This is a genomic window from Pseudomonas fulva NBRC 16637 = DSM 17717, assembly GCF_000730565.1.
In the GTDB taxonomy this organism is placed as follows: Bacteria; Pseudomonadota; Gammaproteobacteria; order Pseudomonadales; family Pseudomonadaceae; genus Aquipseudomonas; species Aquipseudomonas fulva.
In genome coordinates, this window is record NZ_BBIQ01000019.1 from 67,818 (window position 1) to 85,292 (window position 17,475).

Here is a 17,475-nt window from a genome sequence, read left to right on the forward strand (position 1 = left end):
CCAGCAAAGAGGCCGGTGATTACTTGGGCGGGTGGATGATGCGCTCGATCTTGTCCTTGATCAGCAGCCGCTCGCGGCGCAAGCGCGTGACGGCGTCGTCGTTGGTGCCGTTTTTCTCGGCGGCGACCACTTCCTTGTCCTTGGCGTTGTACTCCTTGTGCAAGCCATGCAGCGTCTGGTCCTTGTCAATGAGCGCCTGGAATGCGTCAGCGGTAACGTGCAAGTCAGCGAGCAGATCGTGCGGAACAGGCATTTCTTCACCTCTGTCAGGGGGATTGGTTAAGGTCCTGACCTCTGAGGATAGCCGCGTTTGCCTCGACGGGGGAGGCCGCGAATCCTGAACCCCTGCTGAACGACTGACAGGTCCTCATCGAAATCAGCGCTTTCACTAAATTGTTACGTTATTTTTCACAGAAAATTGATGGCCCGGTTTCTAGAGTTCGCCCTGCTTGCTCCCAGTGCCATCCGGCGCTGGTGGTCACTTCTCTTGGTTGCGAACCTGAATGCTCAACATCAAACCCCTGCGCACCGAATGGGTCACGCTGCTGGCCAGCCTGTACCTGTTGATCGGCATGAATGTTTTCCTGTGGCAGCACCTGGAGCAAGTCGTGCCCCCCGGCTTGCCCGGCCTGTGGCTGACCCTCGCGTTTGCGGTGCTGATGTTGTTCGCCTTCAACCTCATCCTTACCCTCATTGCCTTCCGCTATGTGCTCAAGCCCTTGCTTGTGCTGCTGTTCGTCAGTGGCGCGGCGGTGGCGTACTTCATGAATCGCTACGGCGTGCTGATCGACGCGGGCATGTTCGCCAATATCGCCGAAACCAACGTGGCAGAAGTGCGCGACCTGCTGTCGCTGAAGTTCGCCTTGTACATCCTTGGCCTTGGGGTGTTGCCCTCGGTGCTGCTATGGCGAGCACCGGTGGTGTACCGGCCGTGGCAGCGCGAGCTGTTCGGCAAGCTGGTGGTCACGGCGGCCTGCGTGGTAGGCCTGGGCTCGGTGGGGTTGGCCAATTATCAGGGCCTGTCGTCGCTGTTTCGCAATCATCATGAACTGCGCCTGATGCTGACCCCCAGCAATATCGTCGGTGCCTCCATGGCGTACGTGAGCGAGCGGGTGGTCACCAGTGCACGTCCCTTTGCGCACTATGGCGAAGATGCCGCCCGCACCCCGGACTGGCAGCATCACCAGCGCAAATCCCTGACGGTGCTGGTCGTGGGTGAAAGCGCGCGCGCCGATCACTTCGGCGTGCTGGGCTACAACCGCGATACCACCCCCAGGCTTGCCGCCGAGCAGGGGTTGCTGGCGTTCTCGGACGTTCATTCCTGCGGCACTGAAACGGCTGTGTCGGTACCCTGCATGTTCTCCGGCATGCCCCGCAAAGCCTACGATGCCCGCGTTGCCAAGAACCGTGAAGGGTTGCTCGATATCCTCGAACGGGCTGGCCTGGACGTGCAGTGGCGCGACAACCAGTCCGGATGCAAGGGCACCTGCGACCGCGTGCAGTTCATCAACATGAGCAAGCTCAAGGACCCGCAGTTCTGCGCCGAAGGCGAGTGCCACGACGAAATCCTGCTGCAGGGCCTGGGCGAGCTGATCGACCATTTGGACAAGGACACCGTGCTGGTGCTGCACCAGATGGGCAGCCACGGGCCCGACTACTTCAAACGCTACCCCAAGGCCGAGCAGCGCTTTGCCCCGGTGTGCCAGAGCAACGCCTTGGACCAGTGCAGCCAAGCGCAGATCATCAATGGCTACGACAACACCCTGGCCTACACCGACCGGGTCCTGGCCAGCCTGATCGACACCCTGCGCAGCCGGCAGGACAAGGTCGATACGGCCATGATCTACCTGTCCGACCATGGCGAATCGCTGGGCGAGTACAACCTGTTCCTGCACGGGACACCGTACGCCATCGCTCCGGAACAGCAAAAGCATGTACCGCTGCTGGCCTGGTTCTCCGACAGCTATCAACAGGACTTCGGTGTCGATACCGGTTGCCTGGCCAAGTTGAACGACGCGCCCTTGTCCCAGGACAACCTGTTCCACTCGATGCTGGGTTTGCTGCAAGTTCACACCCAGGTGTACGAGCGTTCCCTGGACCTGTTCGCCAGCTGCCGGCCCTGGCTCACCGCCAAGCGTTGAGCAGGCCGCCGGCCGGGTTGCACAGTCCATGAAATTGCACCATTGATCGACATCAAGGATGGCCCGGGTTTCACCAGCAGTGCCCGCGCCGTATATACTGCGCGCCAATGTTAGTGGGAGAGCCTTGTGGCCATCGAAATTCACTGGATCCGTGACGACCTGAGCCTGGCCGAACACTGCCGCGACTGGCGCCAATTGCCCTTTGTCGCGGTCGATACCGAATTCATGCGCGTCGACACCTTCTACCCCAAGGCAGGGCTGATCCAGATTGGCGATGGCAAGTGCGCGTTCCTGATCGACCCGCTGTTGATCGGCAACTGGCAGCCGCTGGCCGAGCTGATCGAAGACCGTAACGTGGTTAAGGTGCTGCATGCCTGCAGCGAGGACCTGGAGGTGTTGCTGCGCCTGACCGGCAAGCTGCCCCAGCCGCTGTTCGACACCCAGCTGGCCGCCGGCTACCTCAACCTGGGCTTCTCCATGGGCTATTCGCGGTTGGTGCAGGAGGTGCTGGGCATCGACCTGCCCAAAGGCGAGACCCGCTCCGACTGGCTGCAACGCCCGCTGTCCGAGACCCAGGTCAGCTATGCCGCCGAGGACGCCGTGCACCTGGCCGAGCTGTTCAGCGCCTTGCGTGCGCGCCTGTCCGACGACAAGTATGCCTGGGTGTTGGAAGACGGTGCTGAACTGGTGGCCCAGTTGCGCCGCGAGGTACAGCCCGACAGCCTGTACCGCGAGGTCAAGCTGGCGTGGAAACTGTCGCCCCAGCAATTGGCGGTGCTGCGCGCCCTGTGCGCCTGGCGCGAGCGCGAGGCCCGCCTGCGTGATGTTCCGCGCAACCGCATCCTCAAGGAGCATGCGCTGTGGCCCATTGCCAAGAGCCAGCCGACCAACCTGGCGGCCTTGGCCCGCATCGACGACATGCACCCGCGCACCTTGCGCCAGGATGGCGAAACCTTGCTGCAACTGATCAAGCACGCCGCCAGCCTGCCGGCCGAACAATGGCCCGAGCCACTGCCTGAGCCGCTGCCGATCGAAGCCTCGGGCATTCTCAAGCAACTGCGCGCCGTCGGCCAGGCCGAAGGGCAGCGGCTGGGCATCGCGCCCGAGCTGATGCTGCGCAAGAAAACCCTCGAGGCCCTGCTTAAAAGCGGTTACCCCGACGGCCCTTACACCTTGCCCGATTCGCTGCGCGGCTGGCGCCGTGAGCGGATGGGCCAGGCACTGCTGGACAGCCTGGCCGGTGCCGGAGACCCTCAATGAAACGCATCTGCTCGATCTACAAGAGCCCCCGCAAGAACGAAATGTACCTGTACGTGCTCAAGGCCGATGGCCTGCAACGCGTACCCGAAGGCTTGCTGCCGTTCTTCGGCACGCCCCAGCACGCCTTCGACCTGGTGCTCAGCCCCGAACGCAAGCTGGCCCGCGAAGACATCACCAAGGTGCTGGAAAACCTCGACAACCAGGGGTATCACCTGCAGATGCCGCCGCCGGATGACGAGTACATCGAGCACCTGCCCGACGAGTTGCTGCACCGTAACGATCCCGCCTGATCATGCGCGTACTGATTGCCGAGCATGACCACGTCCGCTACGCCGACCTGTTGCACCAGGCGGCACCGCACCTTGACGTCCTGACCAGCGACGACTCCGCGCAACTGGCCCGGCTGGCGCCGCAGTGCCCGGTGTGGCTCGGTCAGCCCGACCTGCTGGCGAGCCTGTTGCGCCAGGGGCATCGGCCTCACTGGATGCAGTCGACCTGGGCCGGCGTGACGCCGCTGCTGGCGGCGGGACTGCCCCGCGAGTATCGCCTGACCCGCGCCGTGGGCATTTTCGGCCAGGTCATGGCCGAATACATGCTCACCTACATGCTGGGCCATGAACGGCACGTCCTGTCGCGCCTGGTCAGCCAGGTGGAGCGGCGCTGGGACGACCGCCCCGGTTGCTCGCTGCAGGGCCGCAAGGTGTTGATCGTTGGCACCGGCGACATCGGTCAGGCGGTGGCCGAGTTCCTGCGTCCGTTCGGGGTGGTGCTGTACGGTGTGGCCAGTGAGGCCCGTGAACAGCCGCCATTCGTCGAGGTAGCCGCCCTGGACGATCTCGCGCGCCTGGTGGGCCAGGTCGATTATGTGCTGAACCTGCTGCCCGACACGCCGGCCACGCACGATATCTTTGACGCGGCGATGTTCCGGCGTTTTCAGCCGACTGCTTTGTTCATCAATGCCGGACGCGGTGTGGCAGTCGTTGACGCGGACCTGGTGGATGCGCTGAAGGAGGGTCACCTGGCCGGGGCGGTGATCGATGTATGCCGCCAGGAACCGCTGCCCAGGCAGCATCCGTTCTGGACCGCCTGGGGCCTGTTGCTCACCGGACACAGCGCCGCGCCCACCACGCCTGCGGCCATGGTGCGGTTGTTTCTCGACAACCTGCAGGCGTTCGAAGCCGACCAGGCGCTGCGCGGCGAAGTGGACTTCGACCGCGGGTATTGATCGTTCGGCCTGGGCCAGAGCGCGTTGCCTGCGGGTAGCGCCTCATGGCGGCCCTTCACGCGTACCGATCTACCACGCGCCTGTGCGCGAGCATGGCTGACAAGCGGTCTGGTATTGCTGCATGCCAGGCCCTAGACTGGCGCCGCCACGGCCAGCAGCTCCATGCTGCACGCCTTAACGAACCGTTTCAGGCGCGGTCTGCTTCGGGCCCGATGCCGGACACGCGCTGCTGATCCCTTGCAGGAATTCGCGTCATGATCGCTGACAACGCCCCCTTCTGGCGGCGCAAAACCCTCGAGCAACTCAACCCGCAGGAATGGGAATCGCTGTGCGACGGTTGCGGGCTGTGCTGCCTGCAAAAGCTCGAGGACGAGGACGACAACAGTGTTTATTACACCCGCATCGCCTGCACGTTGCTCGACCTCGACACCTGCCAGTGCAGCGACTACCCCAATCGCTTTGCCCAAGTGCCCGACTGCATTCAGCTCACCCCGGGCAAGGCTGACCAGTTTCGGTGGTTGCCAGCGACCTGCGGTTACCGCCTGGTCAGCGAAGGCAAGGACCTGCCGGCCTGGCACCACCTGGTATGCGGTGACCGCCAGCAAGTGCATGAACAGCGCATATCCCAGGCCGGGCGCATGCTCAGCGAGCGTGACGTGCACGAGGACGACTGGGAAGACCACCTGATCTTTCGCGCCAGCTAACCAGGCGCTTTACCCACTGGTGAACAAGGAGTGTCGGTATGCGTTGCCGTTTGAGTGTGCTGGTGGCCATGTTGGGATTGCTGGCGGCGGCACCGGCCTGGGCGAAAAAAGTCGATCTTGACTATCAGGTCCGGTTGTTGCCCGCGACCGGGCAAGCCGAAGTGCGCCTCACGCTTGCCGATGGCAGCGCCGTGCGCAGCCTGGACTTCGACCTGGGCAAGGCGGGGGCCTACAGCGGCTTCCAGGCAGATGGCCACTGGCAGCTTCGCGGCCAGCGCGGGGTATGGCAGCCAGCGGCTGGCAAGACCAGCCTGAGCTATCGCGTGCAGTTGAACCAGCTCCACGGTCCTGGGGTGTACAACACCCGTATGACGGCGCACTGGGCACTGTTCCTGGGCGACCAACTGGTCCCACCCGGTCGGCTGGACCAGCAGGACGGCACGGAGTTGGTCGCCCGCCTGGCATTCGATTTGCCCGAAGGCTGGAAAAGCGTCGAGACCGCCTGGCCACGTATTGGCAAGGACAAGTTCCGCATCGACAACGTCTCGCGGCTGTTTGATCGACCCACCGGCTGGATCCTGGCTGGCAACCTGGGTAGCCGCCGTGCGCGCCTGGGCGAAACCGACGTGACGGTGGCAGCGCCGGTCGGGGAAGGGATGCGCCGCCTGGACAACCTGACCTTGCTGACCTACATCTGGCCGCAACTGCAGGCCACCTTCCCAAGAAACCCGCCCAAACTGCTGGTGGTGGGCGCACGCGATCACATGTGGCGCGGGGCGATGGCCGCTCACGGCTCGCTCTACCTGCACAGTGGCCAGGCCATGGTCAGCGAGAGCGGTAGCAGCCCACTGCTGCGCGAAGTGGTCCAGTTGTTCACGCAGCTGCGTGGGCGTGAGGGCAATGACTGGTTGATCGAGAGCTTGACCGACTATTACGCCACCGAGCTCCTGCGCCGATCAGGCGGCCTGAGTGATGACCGTTACCAGGCCTGGCAGGCGCGCCTGAGCAAGCAGGGCGCAAGTGTCAAGCACCTCAAGGGGCAGCAGGCAACGCCTGCCCAAGTGGCGCGAGGGGTGATGCTGTTGCAGGCGCTGGACAAGGAGATCCGTATTCACACCCAGGCCCGGCAATCGCTCGACGACGTGGCGCGAGGGCTGATGCGGCTACCGAGCGTCAGCCTCGAGGACTTCGTTCAGATCAGTGAAAACGTACTTGGGCGTCGGTCGGAGGCGTTGCAGAGCAAAGTGCTGCGTTGACGCGCTACGCAATGCCCGATGGGAGCCACGCGTTGCACAACCTTTGAAGGCCATCGGGTCCGTAAAGCGGTTCCAGCAGTACGGAATCTGAGATTCCGGAGCTGCTGCGCAGCCCGTCGCGGCCGGTCCGGCGCCCCGGCCGCCCTCAAGTCGAACGTGTGACGACTACCAATCAAACCGCAAGACGTCATGGTTACGCCTTGCCGCAGCGCCGCCACGGCAAGGCCAAAACACTGGCCAGGGCATCACACTCCAGCGACAGGGTCCTTGCCAGTCACCGTCACGCCTTCGGTGGCCGCTTTAGCACTGTCCTTCAGTGCAGTGAGCTCGTCCCCAGTACGCTTGAGGTCCGATTTCAGCTGATCGTACTGATCGCGGTGGTGCTGCAACCACGCCTTGGTAGCGCAATGCCCGGTAAAGCCGCGCACCAGCGCCAGGCCACCGACGGCCACTTTGAACAGCCCTACGATACCGCCCTGGCTCAGCCCTTTGCCCACCAGCAAAGCACCACCGGCCAACGACGTGGCGCGTTCGATGCCATGGACGTTCTTTTCCTGCAACGGTGCATCAGCGTGATTATCAAGCATTGGTAAGCCCTCTTCGTGATGTGTAAGCAGCTGACCTGCCGGCGGCGGGCGGCGTTCACTCCATGTGCCAGGCGAGCCTCCTGGCGGTCATGACAGCGCACGCATCACTTGAATTTCGGGCCTGAGCGGGTGTTCAGGCCCTTGGCCAGGCGGTCGTACAGCACCACGTTCACCGTCGCTGCCAGGTTCATGCAACCGGTAGTGGGGATGTAGATGGTTTCCTCGCACCAGGCCCTGACGTCGGGGCTAAGGCTGCCGTCTTCGGGGCCGAAGATGTAGATGGCCCGGTCCGGGTGGGTATAGTCGGGCAGGGGGCGGGCGCCTTCGACCAGCTCCACGGCCACCGGAGTGCAGCCCAGCGGGATGATGCGTTGCAGGTCATCGATGCCGATCAGCGGAATGTCGTAGTGCACGCGCTTGGTGTCGGTCACGAAGTCCCGTGCGCGCTCGTACCGCTTGCCGGTATAGAACACCGAGTTTACCCCGTAGCAGCCAGCCGCACGCATCACCGAGCCTACGTTTTCGGCCGACTTGGGGTTGAACAGGCCGATGCAACTGTATCGTTTGTTAGCCACGAACCGGGGCCCTTCGCAAAAAAGACGCGATTATACGGGTTGCCCGGTCATAGCGGGGGCTACCGGTCAGTCCTTCTTCAGCATGCCTGCCAGCGCCGCGAACGGATTGTGGGTGGCCTTGGCAATGCTAGGGGTGCTGGTAGAGCCTTCGCTGAAGTATTGCTGATCGGTGTAGCGCGAGTGTTCGTTGTCGTGGCAGTAGAGGCACAGCAGCTCCCAGTTGGAGCCGTCCTGCGGGTTGTTGTCGTGGTTGTGGTCGCGGTGATGCACGGTCAGCTCGCTCAGGCGCTTGCCGGCGAACTCGCGTGCGCAGCGCCCGCATACATGCGGGTACATCCTCAGGGCCTTGTCGCGGTAGCCCATTTCCTTGTCGCGCTTGGCATCGGCGAGAATGCGGTCCAGGCGCGCAGTGGCGGCGGAAGTAGAGGAGGTCATGGTGTTTCCTTCGTTCTGATCAGGCAAATGACGGTTATGCCGTCGAGTCTAGCGCGGCTGCATGATCGGCGCACAGGCGAAAAATGTCATATGGGCGTAGCCTGTAGGAAGGTTCTGAACAGGAGGTTGCCGATGCTTGCTGCGATTCTCGCCGTTGTCCTGGCGGCAGGCGTGCCTGCGGCTCACGCTGCCAGCACGCCACCCCGGTTGATCACACCTGTACCCGGCGCGCCGGGCACGCCTACCCCCACGCCGTATCCGCAGATCACCCCAAGCAGCCCGCCCAAGGCCACCGGCACTTCCCAAGGGGCACCTTTGCTACCGCCAATGCCAGTGCCTGGCCCGCCAAAGGACCAGCCTTTACCAGGGTTGCGGCAGGATGCAGAGAAACCGGTGCGGGACCAGGAGTGAGCGAAGGCGGCTGTCCTAGCGTTGCCGATAGCGCCACAACCGAACACGAACGCCAAGGCCGCTGGGGCCGCCTCACACACACAAACAGCTCGAAACCTCAGGCAACCCCCAGCTCACCCAGCACAAACCCGTACTCCAGGGCTACATCTTTCAACCCCTGGTAACGCCCGCTCATACCCCCGTGTCCGGCACCCATTTCGGTCTTGAGCAGCAGCAAGTTGTCATCGGTCTTGCGCGTACGCAGGCGGGCGACCCACTTGGCCGCTTCCCAGTACTGCACCCGGCTGTCGTTGTAGCCGGCCACCACCAACATCGCCGGGTAAGGCTGGGCTTTCACGTTCTCATACGGCGCATAGGCCTTGATGCGCTCATACACCTCAGGTACCTCGGGATTGCCCCATTCGTCATACTCGGTCACCGTCAACGGCAGCTCAGGGTCGAGCATGGTGTTGAGGACATCCACGAACGGCACCTCGGCGATGGCACAGCGAAACAGCTCGGGACGCAGGTTCAACACGGCGCCGATCAGCAGCCCGCCAGCGCTGCCCCCGCTGATGGCCAGGGTGGCGGGGGACGTCACGCCCTCGTTGATCAGGTGTTCGGCGCACGCGATGAAGTCGCTGAAGGTATTGCACTTGTGCTCCTGCTTGCCGGCACGGTACCAGGCCTCGCCCAGCTCGCCGCCGCCGCGCACATGGGCAATGGCAAACGCCACGCCACGTTCCAGCAGGCTCAGCCGCGCATGGGAGAACCACGGGTCCAGGCTCTCGCCATAAGCGCCGTATCCGTACAGGTAGAGCGGTGTCGTGCGGCCCACATCCTGACGCCGTCGCACCAGGCTGATCGGTACCTGGGTGCCATCTGCGGCCGTGGCCCACAGGCGTTCGCTCACATAAGCGTCGGCATCGAAGGGCCCCAGCACCGGCGTCTGCTTGAGCACTTCCTGTGCGCCAGTGGCCAGCGCCAGCTGCCGCACCTGGGCCGGCCGGTTCAGCGCCTCGTAGCGCAAGCGTATCCGAGGACTGTCGAATTCCAGGCTGTCCTGCACGTACAGGCTATAGGCGGCGTCGGGTAAAGCCACCCGGTAGGGCGCCAGCCCCTGTGGGCGCACTTCGATGATCGGCAGCCCGCCGTCACGCAGACTCAGGGTCAACGCGCTGGCATTGAGGCTCAGCCCTTCGAGCATGATGTCATCGCGATGGCCTACCAACAGCTGCCACTGGGCGCGGCTAGGCACGGGGTCGACTGGGGCGTGATACAAGGCGAAGTTGATGCCGTCCTGGTTGGTGCGGATGAACCATCGCCACTGCCCATCGAGCAGGCCATGATCGGGGAAGTATTCATGGCTTTCCACGCGCGGTGCCAGGCAGGTGAACGGCGCTTGTGGCGTGGCCGCGTCCAGCACCCAGGCTTCGCTAGTGGTCTTGCTGTTGAGCAGCAGCACCAATTGGCGTTCGGAACTGGTGCGGTAACAGTGCAGGAAGAACCGCCCATCGGGCTCCTCGAACACCCGCTGGGCACCGTCCTGACCCAACGTATGCCGGTACAGCCGCCAAGGGCGATGGGTATCGTCGAGTTCGGCGAAGAACAGCGTGCGGCTGTCATTGGCCCAGGTCAGGCTGCCATCGCAGCCGTCGAAGGGCAGGGTGGTTACATCGCCTGTGGCCAGATCCTTGACGTACAAGGTGTAGATTTCGTCCCCGCTGGTGTCCAGGCTATAGGCCAACAGGCGATGGTCGGGACTAACGTTGAACGCCCCCAGCGAAAGAAAGCCGCCGCCTGCCAGGGCGTTGGGGTCCAGCAACAGTTGCTCCTGGCCTTCATCGACCGTGTTGGAATCATCGCCAGGGCGTGGGCAGCGGTAATGGCGGGGGTATTCATCGCCAGCGGTGGTACGGGTGTAGTACAGGTAGGGCCCCCATGGCGAAGGCAGGGACAGATCGGTTTCCTGGATGCGGCCCTTGATCTCCTCGAACAACTGCTCGCGCAACGGGGCCTGATGAGCCAGACAGGCTTGCTGGTAGGCGTTTTCCGCTTCGAGGTAGGCCAGTACCTGGGGCTCGTCACGCTGTTGCAGCCACGCATAGGGGTCGGTCGCGTCGTCGGCTCTGGCCAGGGGCGGCAAGTGGGTGCTTGGCATCGAATTTCTCTCGGTTCTTGAAGGGCGCTGCCGGCAGCTTCGTTGGCGTGCCGGTACAGGCAAACACTGTTTGCGCCAGGAAATGTGTTTATCATAGGCACCTCTTTGCCTGGCTTGCACGATTACCATGATCGAGAACGACTACACCCTGGCCTGGGGCCTCTACGCCGTGGCCGCCCTGGGCTGCCTTCTGGTGGGCTTCAAGCTCACCGGCTGGATGTGGCGCTGGCTGCGCGAACCACTGCGCGTCGTGCTGGCGGTGCTGCTGCTTACGCCGACCGTGGTCGACCCAGTCAAGGACAGCTTCGCTCCGGCCATTGCCATCACGGTGCTGGACGTCGCCTTCAAAGTGGGCAACAACGCCTGGCGCGCAGTATCGGACTTTGCCATGTACGGCATGATCGCCTTCGTGCTGTATTTCCTGTTCGTGCTGGTGCGCTGGCCGCTGGAGAAACGCGCCCGCGAGCGCCGCCTGCGTGCCCAAGCCGCCGCCCAGCGCGAGGCCGCCGAAGCGCAGGCGCTGGCGCCTGGGGAGGCCTTGGCCGCGGAACGCAGCGATCGTTACCGTGACGACCCGCCTGCGCTGCCTGCCGGCGCTGGCCGGGTCGAGCCCCGCCTGTAAACGGAGACACCGCCATGTGCGAACTGCTGGGCATGAGTGCTAACGTCCCCACCGACATCGTCTTCAGCTTCACCGGCCTGATCCAACGCGGCGGGCGCACCGGCCCGCACCGTGACGGCTGGGGCATCGGCTTTTATGAAGGGCGCGGCCTGCGCCTGTTCCAGGATCCTGCCGCCAGCAGCGAGTCCGAAGTGGCCAACCTGGTAAGACGCTACCCGATCAAGAGCGAAGTGGTGATCGGGCACATCCGCCAGGCCAATGTCGGCAAGGTCTGCCTGGCCAACACCCACCCCTTCATGCGCGAGATGTGGGGGCGCAACTGGTGCTTTGCCCACAACGGCCAACTGGGTGATTTCACCGGTTCCACAAGCTTTTACCAGCCCATTGGCGATACCGACAGCGAGGCGGCGTTTTGTGACCTGCTCAATCGCATCCGCGGCGCCTTCCCGGAGCCGGTGCCGGTGGAACAGCTACTGCCGGTGCTGGTCGAAGCCTGTGCCGGTTATCGCGCCCGCGGCGTGTTCAACTGCATGCTCAGCGATGGCGACTGGCTGTTCTGCTTCTGTTCGACGAAACTGGTCCACATTACCCGCCGCGCGCCGTTTGGCGCGGCACGGCTTAAGGATGTAGACCTGATCGTCGATTTCCATACCCAAACCACCCCCAACGACGTGGTCACGGTGATCGCCACTGAGGCCTTGACCGAGAACGAAACCTGGAACCGCTACGCGCCAGGTCAGTGGGCCCTGTGGCGGCACGGCGAGTGCACCGCGCACGGACAAAGCTAAGGATGCTGCATGTTCAGAAGTTACCTGCGGTTGCTGCTGTTCACCCTCGGGCTGTTGGCCGGCATCCAGGTCCCGGGGCTGGTCAAGGACTATAGCCAGCGCGTGGAGGCCCACCTATTCGAATCTCGCGAGGCGCTGGACGGTTTTCGCCAGACGGCTGAGCGTTTTTTCAACGGCGACCTGCAAGCCTTGTTGCGACACTACCGCAGCAGTGACGACCCCGTTTTTCTCAGTGATGCCAACAGCATCGAAAGCCTGATGATTCGCAACCAGATGCTCGAAGACGAGTGGCAGGCGCTGCAAGGTTCATGGGCGCAGCGTACCTGGCATGTCCTGACGCAAGCCGACCCGCGGCTGCGAGAAGAAACGCTCAACGGCTACAGCTACCAGGTCTTGCTGGTTCCGCAGGCCATCGGCTGGGGCGTCGGCGCCGGGTTCGTGCTGGCATTCGTGGTAGAAAGCCTGTTGCTGGGGATAGGTCGGTTGATACTGGGTGGGCGACGTGGTGCGGTTAAGGAGAGTTGGCGTTAGGCTGGGGGCTGACACGTTGGCCTAGCCATTTGCGCGGTTACCCCAAATCGAGTCAAAACCCTTACTACATCCCCCCCGGCACCAGCACGATCCGTTGCCCGCCCACGTCCTGCGCATAGCGCTCCAGCACCTGCCGACAGACACCAACCACTTCATCCACCAATGCCACCCCGGTCTGCCAGGCCACTACCAGCTCCAGGCTTGGCGGAGGCTGAAGCCCAGCCAGCAGCACCAGGTCACCCTGGTTCAGTTCGACCTCCACTAGGGCAGGTGGCAAGGCCCCGATGCCAAAACCGTCGCGCAACAAGCGGGTAATGGCCGCTACCGAATTGACGCAGTTCAGCCGCGGCGTTTGCACCTCGGCCCCTTGCAGCAACGCCAGTACTTCCTGGTGGGGCCGGGAATTCTTCGAGAAAGTAATGATGCGCTCGCGCCCCAGCTCGGCCAGTGACGCGTAGTCCCTGTGCAGGTGCGACCCGGCAGCGACCACCCAGCCCATCGGATAGCGCGCCAGATCCAGGCTGCGGATCGAAGGCTCGCGCAGCAAGTCTGTTTGCACGATCACGTCCAGAAAGCCTTTGTGCAGTTGCTCGCGCAAATTCAGCGCCGTGTCGGCGACCAGTTCGATCTCTACCTGCCGATAGCGCTCGGTCAATTCGGCCACCAGCGCGCTCATCCAGGTATGAATGACCGTGTCCATTACCCCGAGACGAATACGCCCGACCTTGGCCCGGTCGCTGTCCAGCGACTGTTTGAGCGCCTTGGCGGTTTCCAGCATGCGCTCGGCATGTTCCAGCACCTTGCTGCCTTCCGGGGTCAGGCTGACCCCGCGCGAGTCGCGCAACAGCAGCTTAACGCCCAGGTCGGCTTCGAGCGCCGCGATACGGCTGGACACCGACGCCTGGGTAGTGAACAGCTTCTGCGCGGTCAGGCGGAAGCTCTTGAGGCGAGCGACCCAGACGAACGTTTCGAGAAAGCGAAGGTTCATGATCAGTTTTTCTTGTTCCAGACCCGGGGTTTTTCTCGTTGGACGCCAGCGCCGCGTGCTCTGAACATGAAGTCCAGGCCGCGACCTTTGCTGTCGCCCCATAAAACAATACCAACAAGCCGAGGCATCCATGAACCCCACCGGCACGCAGCAGCAGATCAGTTCCCCATCCTCCTCCGGGCCTTTTGCCTGGTACCGCGACATCGATCAACAACAGCGACGTACATTCTGGAGCTGCAAGATCGGCTATGGCCTGGACGGCATGGACACGCAGATGCTCAGCTTCGTCATCCCCACGTTGATCATGTTGTGGGGCATCACCACCACCGAGGCTGGGCTGATCCACACCAGTACCCTGGTCGCTTCGGCCATCGGTGGCTGGGTGGCCGGCATTCTCTCAGACCGCATCGGCCGGGTCCGCACCCTGCAACTGACAGTGCTGTGGTTCGCCTTCTTCACCTTCCTCTGCGGCTTTGCCCAGAACTACGAGCAACTGCTGATCGCCAGGACCCTGATGGGTTTTGGCTTCGGTGGTGAGTGGACGGCAGGCGCGGTGCTCATCGGCGAGGTCATTCGTGCCCAGGACCGCGGCAAGGCGGTGGGCATGGTGCAGTCGGGCTGGGCCATCGGCTGGGGGCTGACGGCCATCCTGTACGCGCTGCTGTTCACCTGGTTGCCGCCGGAGCAGGCCTGGCGGGCGCTGTTCTTGCTCGGGCTGGTGCCGGCCGTGTTCGTGATCTTCGTTCGGCGGCTGGTCAAGGATCCGGAGGTCTACCGCCAGGCCAAGGCAACCGAAGCCACCGCGGCGCCCTCGCATTTCTATGAAATCTTTGCCCCCGGCATGCTCTGGACCACCGTGCGTGCCTCGCTGCTGACCACCGGCGCCCTGGGCGGCTACTACGCAATCACCGCCTGGCTTCCCACGTTTCTGAAGAACGAGCGTGGGCTGAGCGTGCTGGGTACCGGCGGCTACCTGGCAATGGTGATCGTAGGCTCCTATGTGGGCTATGTGATCAGCGCCTACCTGTCCGACCTGCTTGGGCGCAAGAAAAATTTCATCCTGTTCGCCGTAGGCTCGTTCGTCATCGTGCTGCTGTACACGCAAATGCCCGTCAGTGATGGGGTGATGCTGTGGTTGGGTTTCCCGCTGGGTTTTTTCGCCTCGGGCATCTTCAGCGGCATGGGGGCCTTTCTGACCGAGCTGTTTCCCACGCGCGTTCGCGGCTCGGGGCAAGGTTTTTGCTACAACGTCGGCAAGATCGTCGCGGCGCTGTTCCCGCTGCTGATCGGCATGCTGGGGCAGCAGGTGCCGCTGGGCCTGGGCATTGGCCTGTTCTCGGCGGTGTCTTATGGCGTGGTGATCGTAGCAGCGCTGAGCCTGCCAGAAACACGCGGCAAACAATTGCAGGCGCGCTAAGGTAGGCACATGGATAACGACAAGGGGTACACCGTGGTGCAACGCCTGCTACTCAATTGCGACATGGGCGAAAGCTTCGGCAGCTGGCGCATGGGCCTGGATGCCGAGGTCATGCCTTACATCAACTGTGCCAACATCGCCTGCGGCTATCATGCCGGCGACCCCGGCATCATGCGCCGCACCGTGACGTTGGCCCTGGCTCACGACGTCACCGTGGGCGCGCACCCGGCCTACCCGGATTTGGTCGGCTTCGGCCGGCGCAGCCTGGCGTGCAGTGCCGAAGAAATCCGTGACTTGCTGCACTACCAGATCGGCGCGCTCGATGGCATCTGCAAGGCGCTGGGCACACGCGTCGCCTACGTGAAACCCCACGGTGCGTTGTACAACGACATGATGGCCGACCCGCTGATCCTGCGCACGGTGCTGGAGGCCGTGGCGGCCTATGACAGTGGCCTGCCGCTGATGCTCATGGCCACGGCCGACGATGCGGCCGCCCAGGCGCTGGGCGCTGAAATCGGCGTACCGCTCTGGTTCGAGGCGTTCGCCGATCGGGCCTACACCGCCAGCGGCCACCTGGTGTCGCGACGCCTGCCGGGCGCCGTGCACCACGACCCGGCCCAGGTGGTGGAGCAAGCCGTGAAGCTGGCCCACGGTCACGCATTGCTGGCCAGCGATGGCACTGCGTTGCTGCTCAAGGCCCATACGCTCTGCGTGCATGGGGACAACGACAGCTCGGTGGCGGCAGTTCGGCAGATTCGCCAGGCGCTTGATGGGATCGTATCAGCATGACCCCGCGCATCGAAGTGGTCGGTATCGATTGTCTGATGGTGCGCCTGTTCGAGCGCATCGAGGAAGCCAACATGCCCTGGGTGCTTGCCGCCAGCCAGCGCTTGCAAGCAGCGTTCGGTGCGCACTTGCGCGATCTGGTGCCGTCCTACACCACCCTGATGGTGCATTTCGACCTGGCGCCGGCCGATGCACGCTGCCTGATCAGGCAAGCCCTTGAAGGGCTACAGCCTGGCACTGACAGCAGCGGCTGTCGGCACGAGATACCGGTGTGGTACCACGCCAGCGTCGGTCCGGAGTTGCCCGTGCTAGCGCGTCAGGCAGGCCTGAGCGAAGCTGAGGTCGTGCGCTTGCACAGCGAACGTGACTACCCGGTGTTCGCCCTAGGGTTCGCGCCAGGTTTCGCGTTCATGGGGCTGGTGGACGAACGGCTGGCCACCCCGAGGCTAAGCACCCCGCGCAAGCAGGTGGCAGCGGGCAGTGTCGGGATTGCCGAGCGCCAGATCGCCGCCTACCCGGCCGTTTCACCCGGTGGTTGGAACCTGATCGGACGGACGCCGGTACGGTTGTTCGACCGTGAGCGCGACGGCTACAGCCTGCTGCAACCGGGTGACCGCGTCCGTTTCGTAGCGGTGACGCGGCAGGAATTTCTGGCGTTGGGCGGTGATGAAGAGGCACAGGCATGAAGCACTTGCGAGTCGAGGCCAGCACACCGCTGTGTGCATTACAGGATGCGGGTCGCTTTGGCGTGAGGCACCTTGGGGTCACCCAGGGCGGTGCTCTGGATTGGGTCGCGATGCACTGGGCCAACTGGTTGCTGGGCAATGCCCTGCAGGCTCCCGTCGTAGAGGTTGCCTTGGGTGGGTTCAGCGTGGTGGCGCAGCATGATTGCGTGCTGGCGCTGGCCGGGGCCGACTTGGACGCGCACATCGACGATCAATACCTGGCCCCTTGGCGCAGCTTCACCCTGACCAAGGGGCAGCGCCTTACTCTCCGGCAACCCCGGCGGGGCGTACGCGCTTACCTGGCTGCACCGGGCGGTTTCGATGCCGAGCCTGTGATGGGCAGTTGTGCCACGGTCGTGCGTGAGGGGCTGGGCGGAGTCGATGGCCAGGGGAGTGTGTTGCGTGAAGGTCAATGCTTGAGTTTTGCCGGTGCAGCGAAACCGATCGGCGAAGTGCCTGATCGGGCGCGCCCTGAATATGTTGCCAAGCCCACCTTGGACCTGGTGATCGGCGCGCAGATCGGCGACTTTGCCGGCCTCAGCCTGTTCGATGCCTTCAACCGCGACTGGACACTGGATACCCGTGCCGACCGCATGGGTATACGCCTGCTTGGCCCACCTCTGGTTTACCAAGGCCCGGCCATGATCTCCGAGGGCATTCCCCTTGGCGCCGTCCAGGTCCCGCCCGACGGGCAGCCGATCGTGTTGCTCAATGACCGCCAGACCATCGGCGGTTATCCCCGCCTGGGGGCGCTGACGCCGCTGGCACTGGCACAACTGGCACAGTGCATGCCAGGCGCGACGGTGCGGTTCCGACCGGTAGTGCAGGAGCAGGCATGGCGGGAGCAGCAGGGGTACTTGGAACGCTGGCGAGCATAGAAGGGC

20 protein-coding genes are annotated in these 17,475 nt (G+C 63.7%); 14 read left to right on the forward strand and 6 right to left on the reverse strand.

Going from position 1 to position 17,475, the window contains the following annotated elements; all coding sequences use genetic code 11:
* Positions 1 to 19: 19 nt before the first annotated feature.
* The gene (locus PFU01S_RS17535; protein ID WP_027915815.1) at positions 20 to 253 is read right to left on the reverse strand and encodes an HP1242/YdcH family protein; all 234 of its coding nucleotides are present in this window, start codon (positions 251 to 253) and stop codon (positions 20 to 22) included.
* 250 nt (positions 254 to 503) lie between these two features.
* Here PFU01S_RS17535 and PFU01S_RS17540 point away from each other — a divergent pair, with 250 nt between their 5' ends.
* The 6 genes from PFU01S_RS17540 (at position 504) to PFU01S_RS17565 (ending at position 6,586) form a co-directional block, all read left to right on the forward strand.
* Positions 504 to 2,141 (forward strand): phosphoethanolamine transferase, encoded by a 1,638-nt coding sequence (locus tag PFU01S_RS17540; RefSeq protein ID WP_027915816.1) that lies wholly within the window; start codon positions 504 to 506, stop codon positions 2,139 to 2,141.
* Between the two features lie 126 nt (positions 2,142 to 2,267).
* On the forward strand, positions 2,268 to 3,401 hold the full coding sequence (gene rnd / locus PFU01S_RS17545; protein ID WP_028686835.1) for a ribonuclease D: 1,134 nt from the start codon (positions 2,268 to 2,270) through the stop codon (positions 3,399 to 3,401).
* Entirely contained in the window at positions 3,398 to 3,691 is a 294-nt protein-coding gene (locus PFU01S_RS17550) for a YcgL domain-containing protein (RefSeq protein WP_023534892.1), read from the forward strand. Before rnd ends, PFU01S_RS17550 begins: the two co-directional genes overlap by 4 nt.
* 2 nt (positions 3,692 to 3,693) lie before the next feature.
* Positions 3,694 to 4,626, forward strand: coding sequence for a D-2-hydroxyacid dehydrogenase (locus PFU01S_RS17555; RefSeq protein WP_027915818.1), 933 nt, complete (start codon positions 3,694 to 3,696; stop codon positions 4,624 to 4,626).
* A 254-nt stretch (positions 4,627 to 4,880) separates the two neighbouring features.
* The gene (locus PFU01S_RS17560; RefSeq protein ID WP_023534903.1) at positions 4,881 to 5,330 is read left to right on the forward strand and encodes a YcgN family cysteine cluster protein; all 450 of its coding nucleotides are present in this window, start codon (positions 4,881 to 4,883) and stop codon (positions 5,328 to 5,330) included.
* A 38-nt stretch (positions 5,331 to 5,368) separates the two neighbouring features.
* A complete protein-coding gene (locus tag PFU01S_RS17565; RefSeq protein WP_028686834.1) occupies positions 5,369 to 6,586 on the forward strand; it encodes a hypothetical protein in 1,218 nt (405 codons plus the stop codon).
* Positions 6,587 to 6,831: 245 nt separating this feature from the next.
* Here the strand turns inward: PFU01S_RS17565 and PFU01S_RS17570 are convergent, their stop codons facing one another.
* The 3 genes from PFU01S_RS17570 to PFU01S_RS17580 all read right to left on the reverse strand — a co-directional run bounded on the left by PFU01S_RS17570 (position 6,832) and on the right by PFU01S_RS17580 (position 8,183).
* Entirely contained in the window at positions 6,832 to 7,173 is a 342-nt protein-coding gene (locus tag PFU01S_RS17570; RefSeq protein WP_027915821.1) for a YgaP family membrane protein, read from the reverse strand.
* A 104-nt stretch (positions 7,174 to 7,277) separates the two neighbouring features.
* Positions 7,278 to 7,748: an RNA methyltransferase gene (locus PFU01S_RS17575; RefSeq protein WP_028686833.1), complete on the reverse strand. Its 471-nt coding sequence runs from the start codon at positions 7,746 to 7,748 to the stop codon at positions 7,278 to 7,280.
* Between the two features lie 66 nt (positions 7,749 to 7,814).
* The gene (locus PFU01S_RS17580; RefSeq protein ID WP_023534919.1) at positions 7,815 to 8,183 is read right to left on the reverse strand and encodes a YajD family HNH nuclease; all 369 of its coding nucleotides are present in this window, start codon (positions 8,181 to 8,183) and stop codon (positions 7,815 to 7,817) included.
* Between the two features lie 132 nt (positions 8,184 to 8,315).
* Here PFU01S_RS17580 and PFU01S_RS21915 point away from each other — a divergent pair, with 132 nt between their 5' ends.
* Positions 8,316 to 8,594, forward strand: a complete 279-nt coding sequence (locus tag PFU01S_RS21915; protein ID WP_081783931.1) for a hypothetical protein — start codon at positions 8,316 to 8,318, stop codon at positions 8,592 to 8,594.
* A gap of 97 nt (positions 8,595 to 8,691) precedes the next feature.
* Here PFU01S_RS21915 and PFU01S_RS17585 read toward each other — a convergent pair whose 3' ends face one another.
* Complete coding sequence (locus PFU01S_RS17585; RefSeq protein ID WP_027915823.1) at positions 8,692 to 10,734, reverse strand: S9 family peptidase; 2,043 nt, start codon at positions 10,732 to 10,734, stop codon at positions 8,692 to 8,694.
* Positions 10,735 to 10,861: 127 nt separating this feature from the next.
* Here PFU01S_RS17585 and PFU01S_RS17590 point away from each other — a divergent pair, with 127 nt between their 5' ends.
* From PFU01S_RS17590 to PFU01S_RS17600, 3 genes are read left to right on the forward strand one after another with little or no spacing between them, the layout of a single operon-like run.
* Complete coding sequence (locus PFU01S_RS17590; RefSeq protein ID WP_027915824.1) at positions 10,862 to 11,356, forward strand: hypothetical protein; 495 nt, start codon at positions 10,862 to 10,864, stop codon at positions 11,354 to 11,356.
* A 14-nt stretch (positions 11,357 to 11,370) separates the two neighbouring features.
* On the forward strand, positions 11,371 to 12,144 hold the full coding sequence (locus PFU01S_RS17595; protein WP_023534887.1) for a class II glutamine amidotransferase: 774 nt from the start codon (positions 11,371 to 11,373) through the stop codon (positions 12,142 to 12,144).
* A 9-nt stretch (positions 12,145 to 12,153) separates the two neighbouring features.
* Complete coding sequence (locus PFU01S_RS17600) at positions 12,154 to 12,675, forward strand: DUF2937 family protein (RefSeq protein WP_027915825.1); 522 nt, start codon at positions 12,154 to 12,156, stop codon at positions 12,673 to 12,675.
* A gap of 64 nt (positions 12,676 to 12,739) precedes the next feature.
* On the opposite strand, the gene PFU01S_RS17605 is transcribed toward PFU01S_RS17600, so the two are convergent.
* Positions 12,740 to 13,663, reverse strand: a complete 924-nt coding sequence (locus tag PFU01S_RS17605) for a LysR family transcriptional regulator (protein WP_028686832.1) — start codon at positions 13,661 to 13,663, stop codon at positions 12,740 to 12,742.
* Positions 13,664 to 13,793: 130 nt separating this feature from the next.
* On the opposite strand from PFU01S_RS17605, the gene PFU01S_RS17610 reads away from it, so the two are divergent.
* From PFU01S_RS17610 to PFU01S_RS17625, 4 genes are read left to right on the forward strand one after another with little or no spacing between them, the layout of a single operon-like run.
* A complete protein-coding gene (locus tag PFU01S_RS17610) occupies positions 13,794 to 15,080 on the forward strand; it encodes an MFS transporter (protein ID WP_028686831.1) in 1,287 nt (428 codons plus the stop codon).
* A 9-nt stretch (positions 15,081 to 15,089) separates the two neighbouring features.
* Positions 15,090 to 15,869 (forward strand): 5-oxoprolinase subunit PxpA, encoded by a 780-nt coding sequence (locus tag PFU01S_RS17615; protein ID WP_028686830.1) that lies wholly within the window; start codon positions 15,090 to 15,092, stop codon positions 15,867 to 15,869.
* Positions 15,866 to 16,552 carry a 5-oxoprolinase subunit PxpB gene (pxpB, locus tag PFU01S_RS17620; protein WP_028686829.1) on the forward strand — a complete coding sequence of 229 codons (687 nt, stop codon included), beginning with the start codon at positions 15,866 to 15,868 and terminating at the stop codon, positions 16,550 to 16,552. The genes PFU01S_RS17615 and pxpB overlap by 4 nt, the downstream gene beginning before the upstream one ends.
* Positions 16,549 to 17,469 (forward strand): 5-oxoprolinase subunit C family protein, encoded by a 921-nt coding sequence (locus PFU01S_RS17625; protein WP_028686828.1) that lies wholly within the window; start codon positions 16,549 to 16,551, stop codon positions 17,467 to 17,469. The genes pxpB and PFU01S_RS17625 overlap by 4 nt, the downstream gene beginning before the upstream one ends.
* The last annotated feature ends 6 nt before the right edge of the window (positions 17,470 to 17,475 follow it).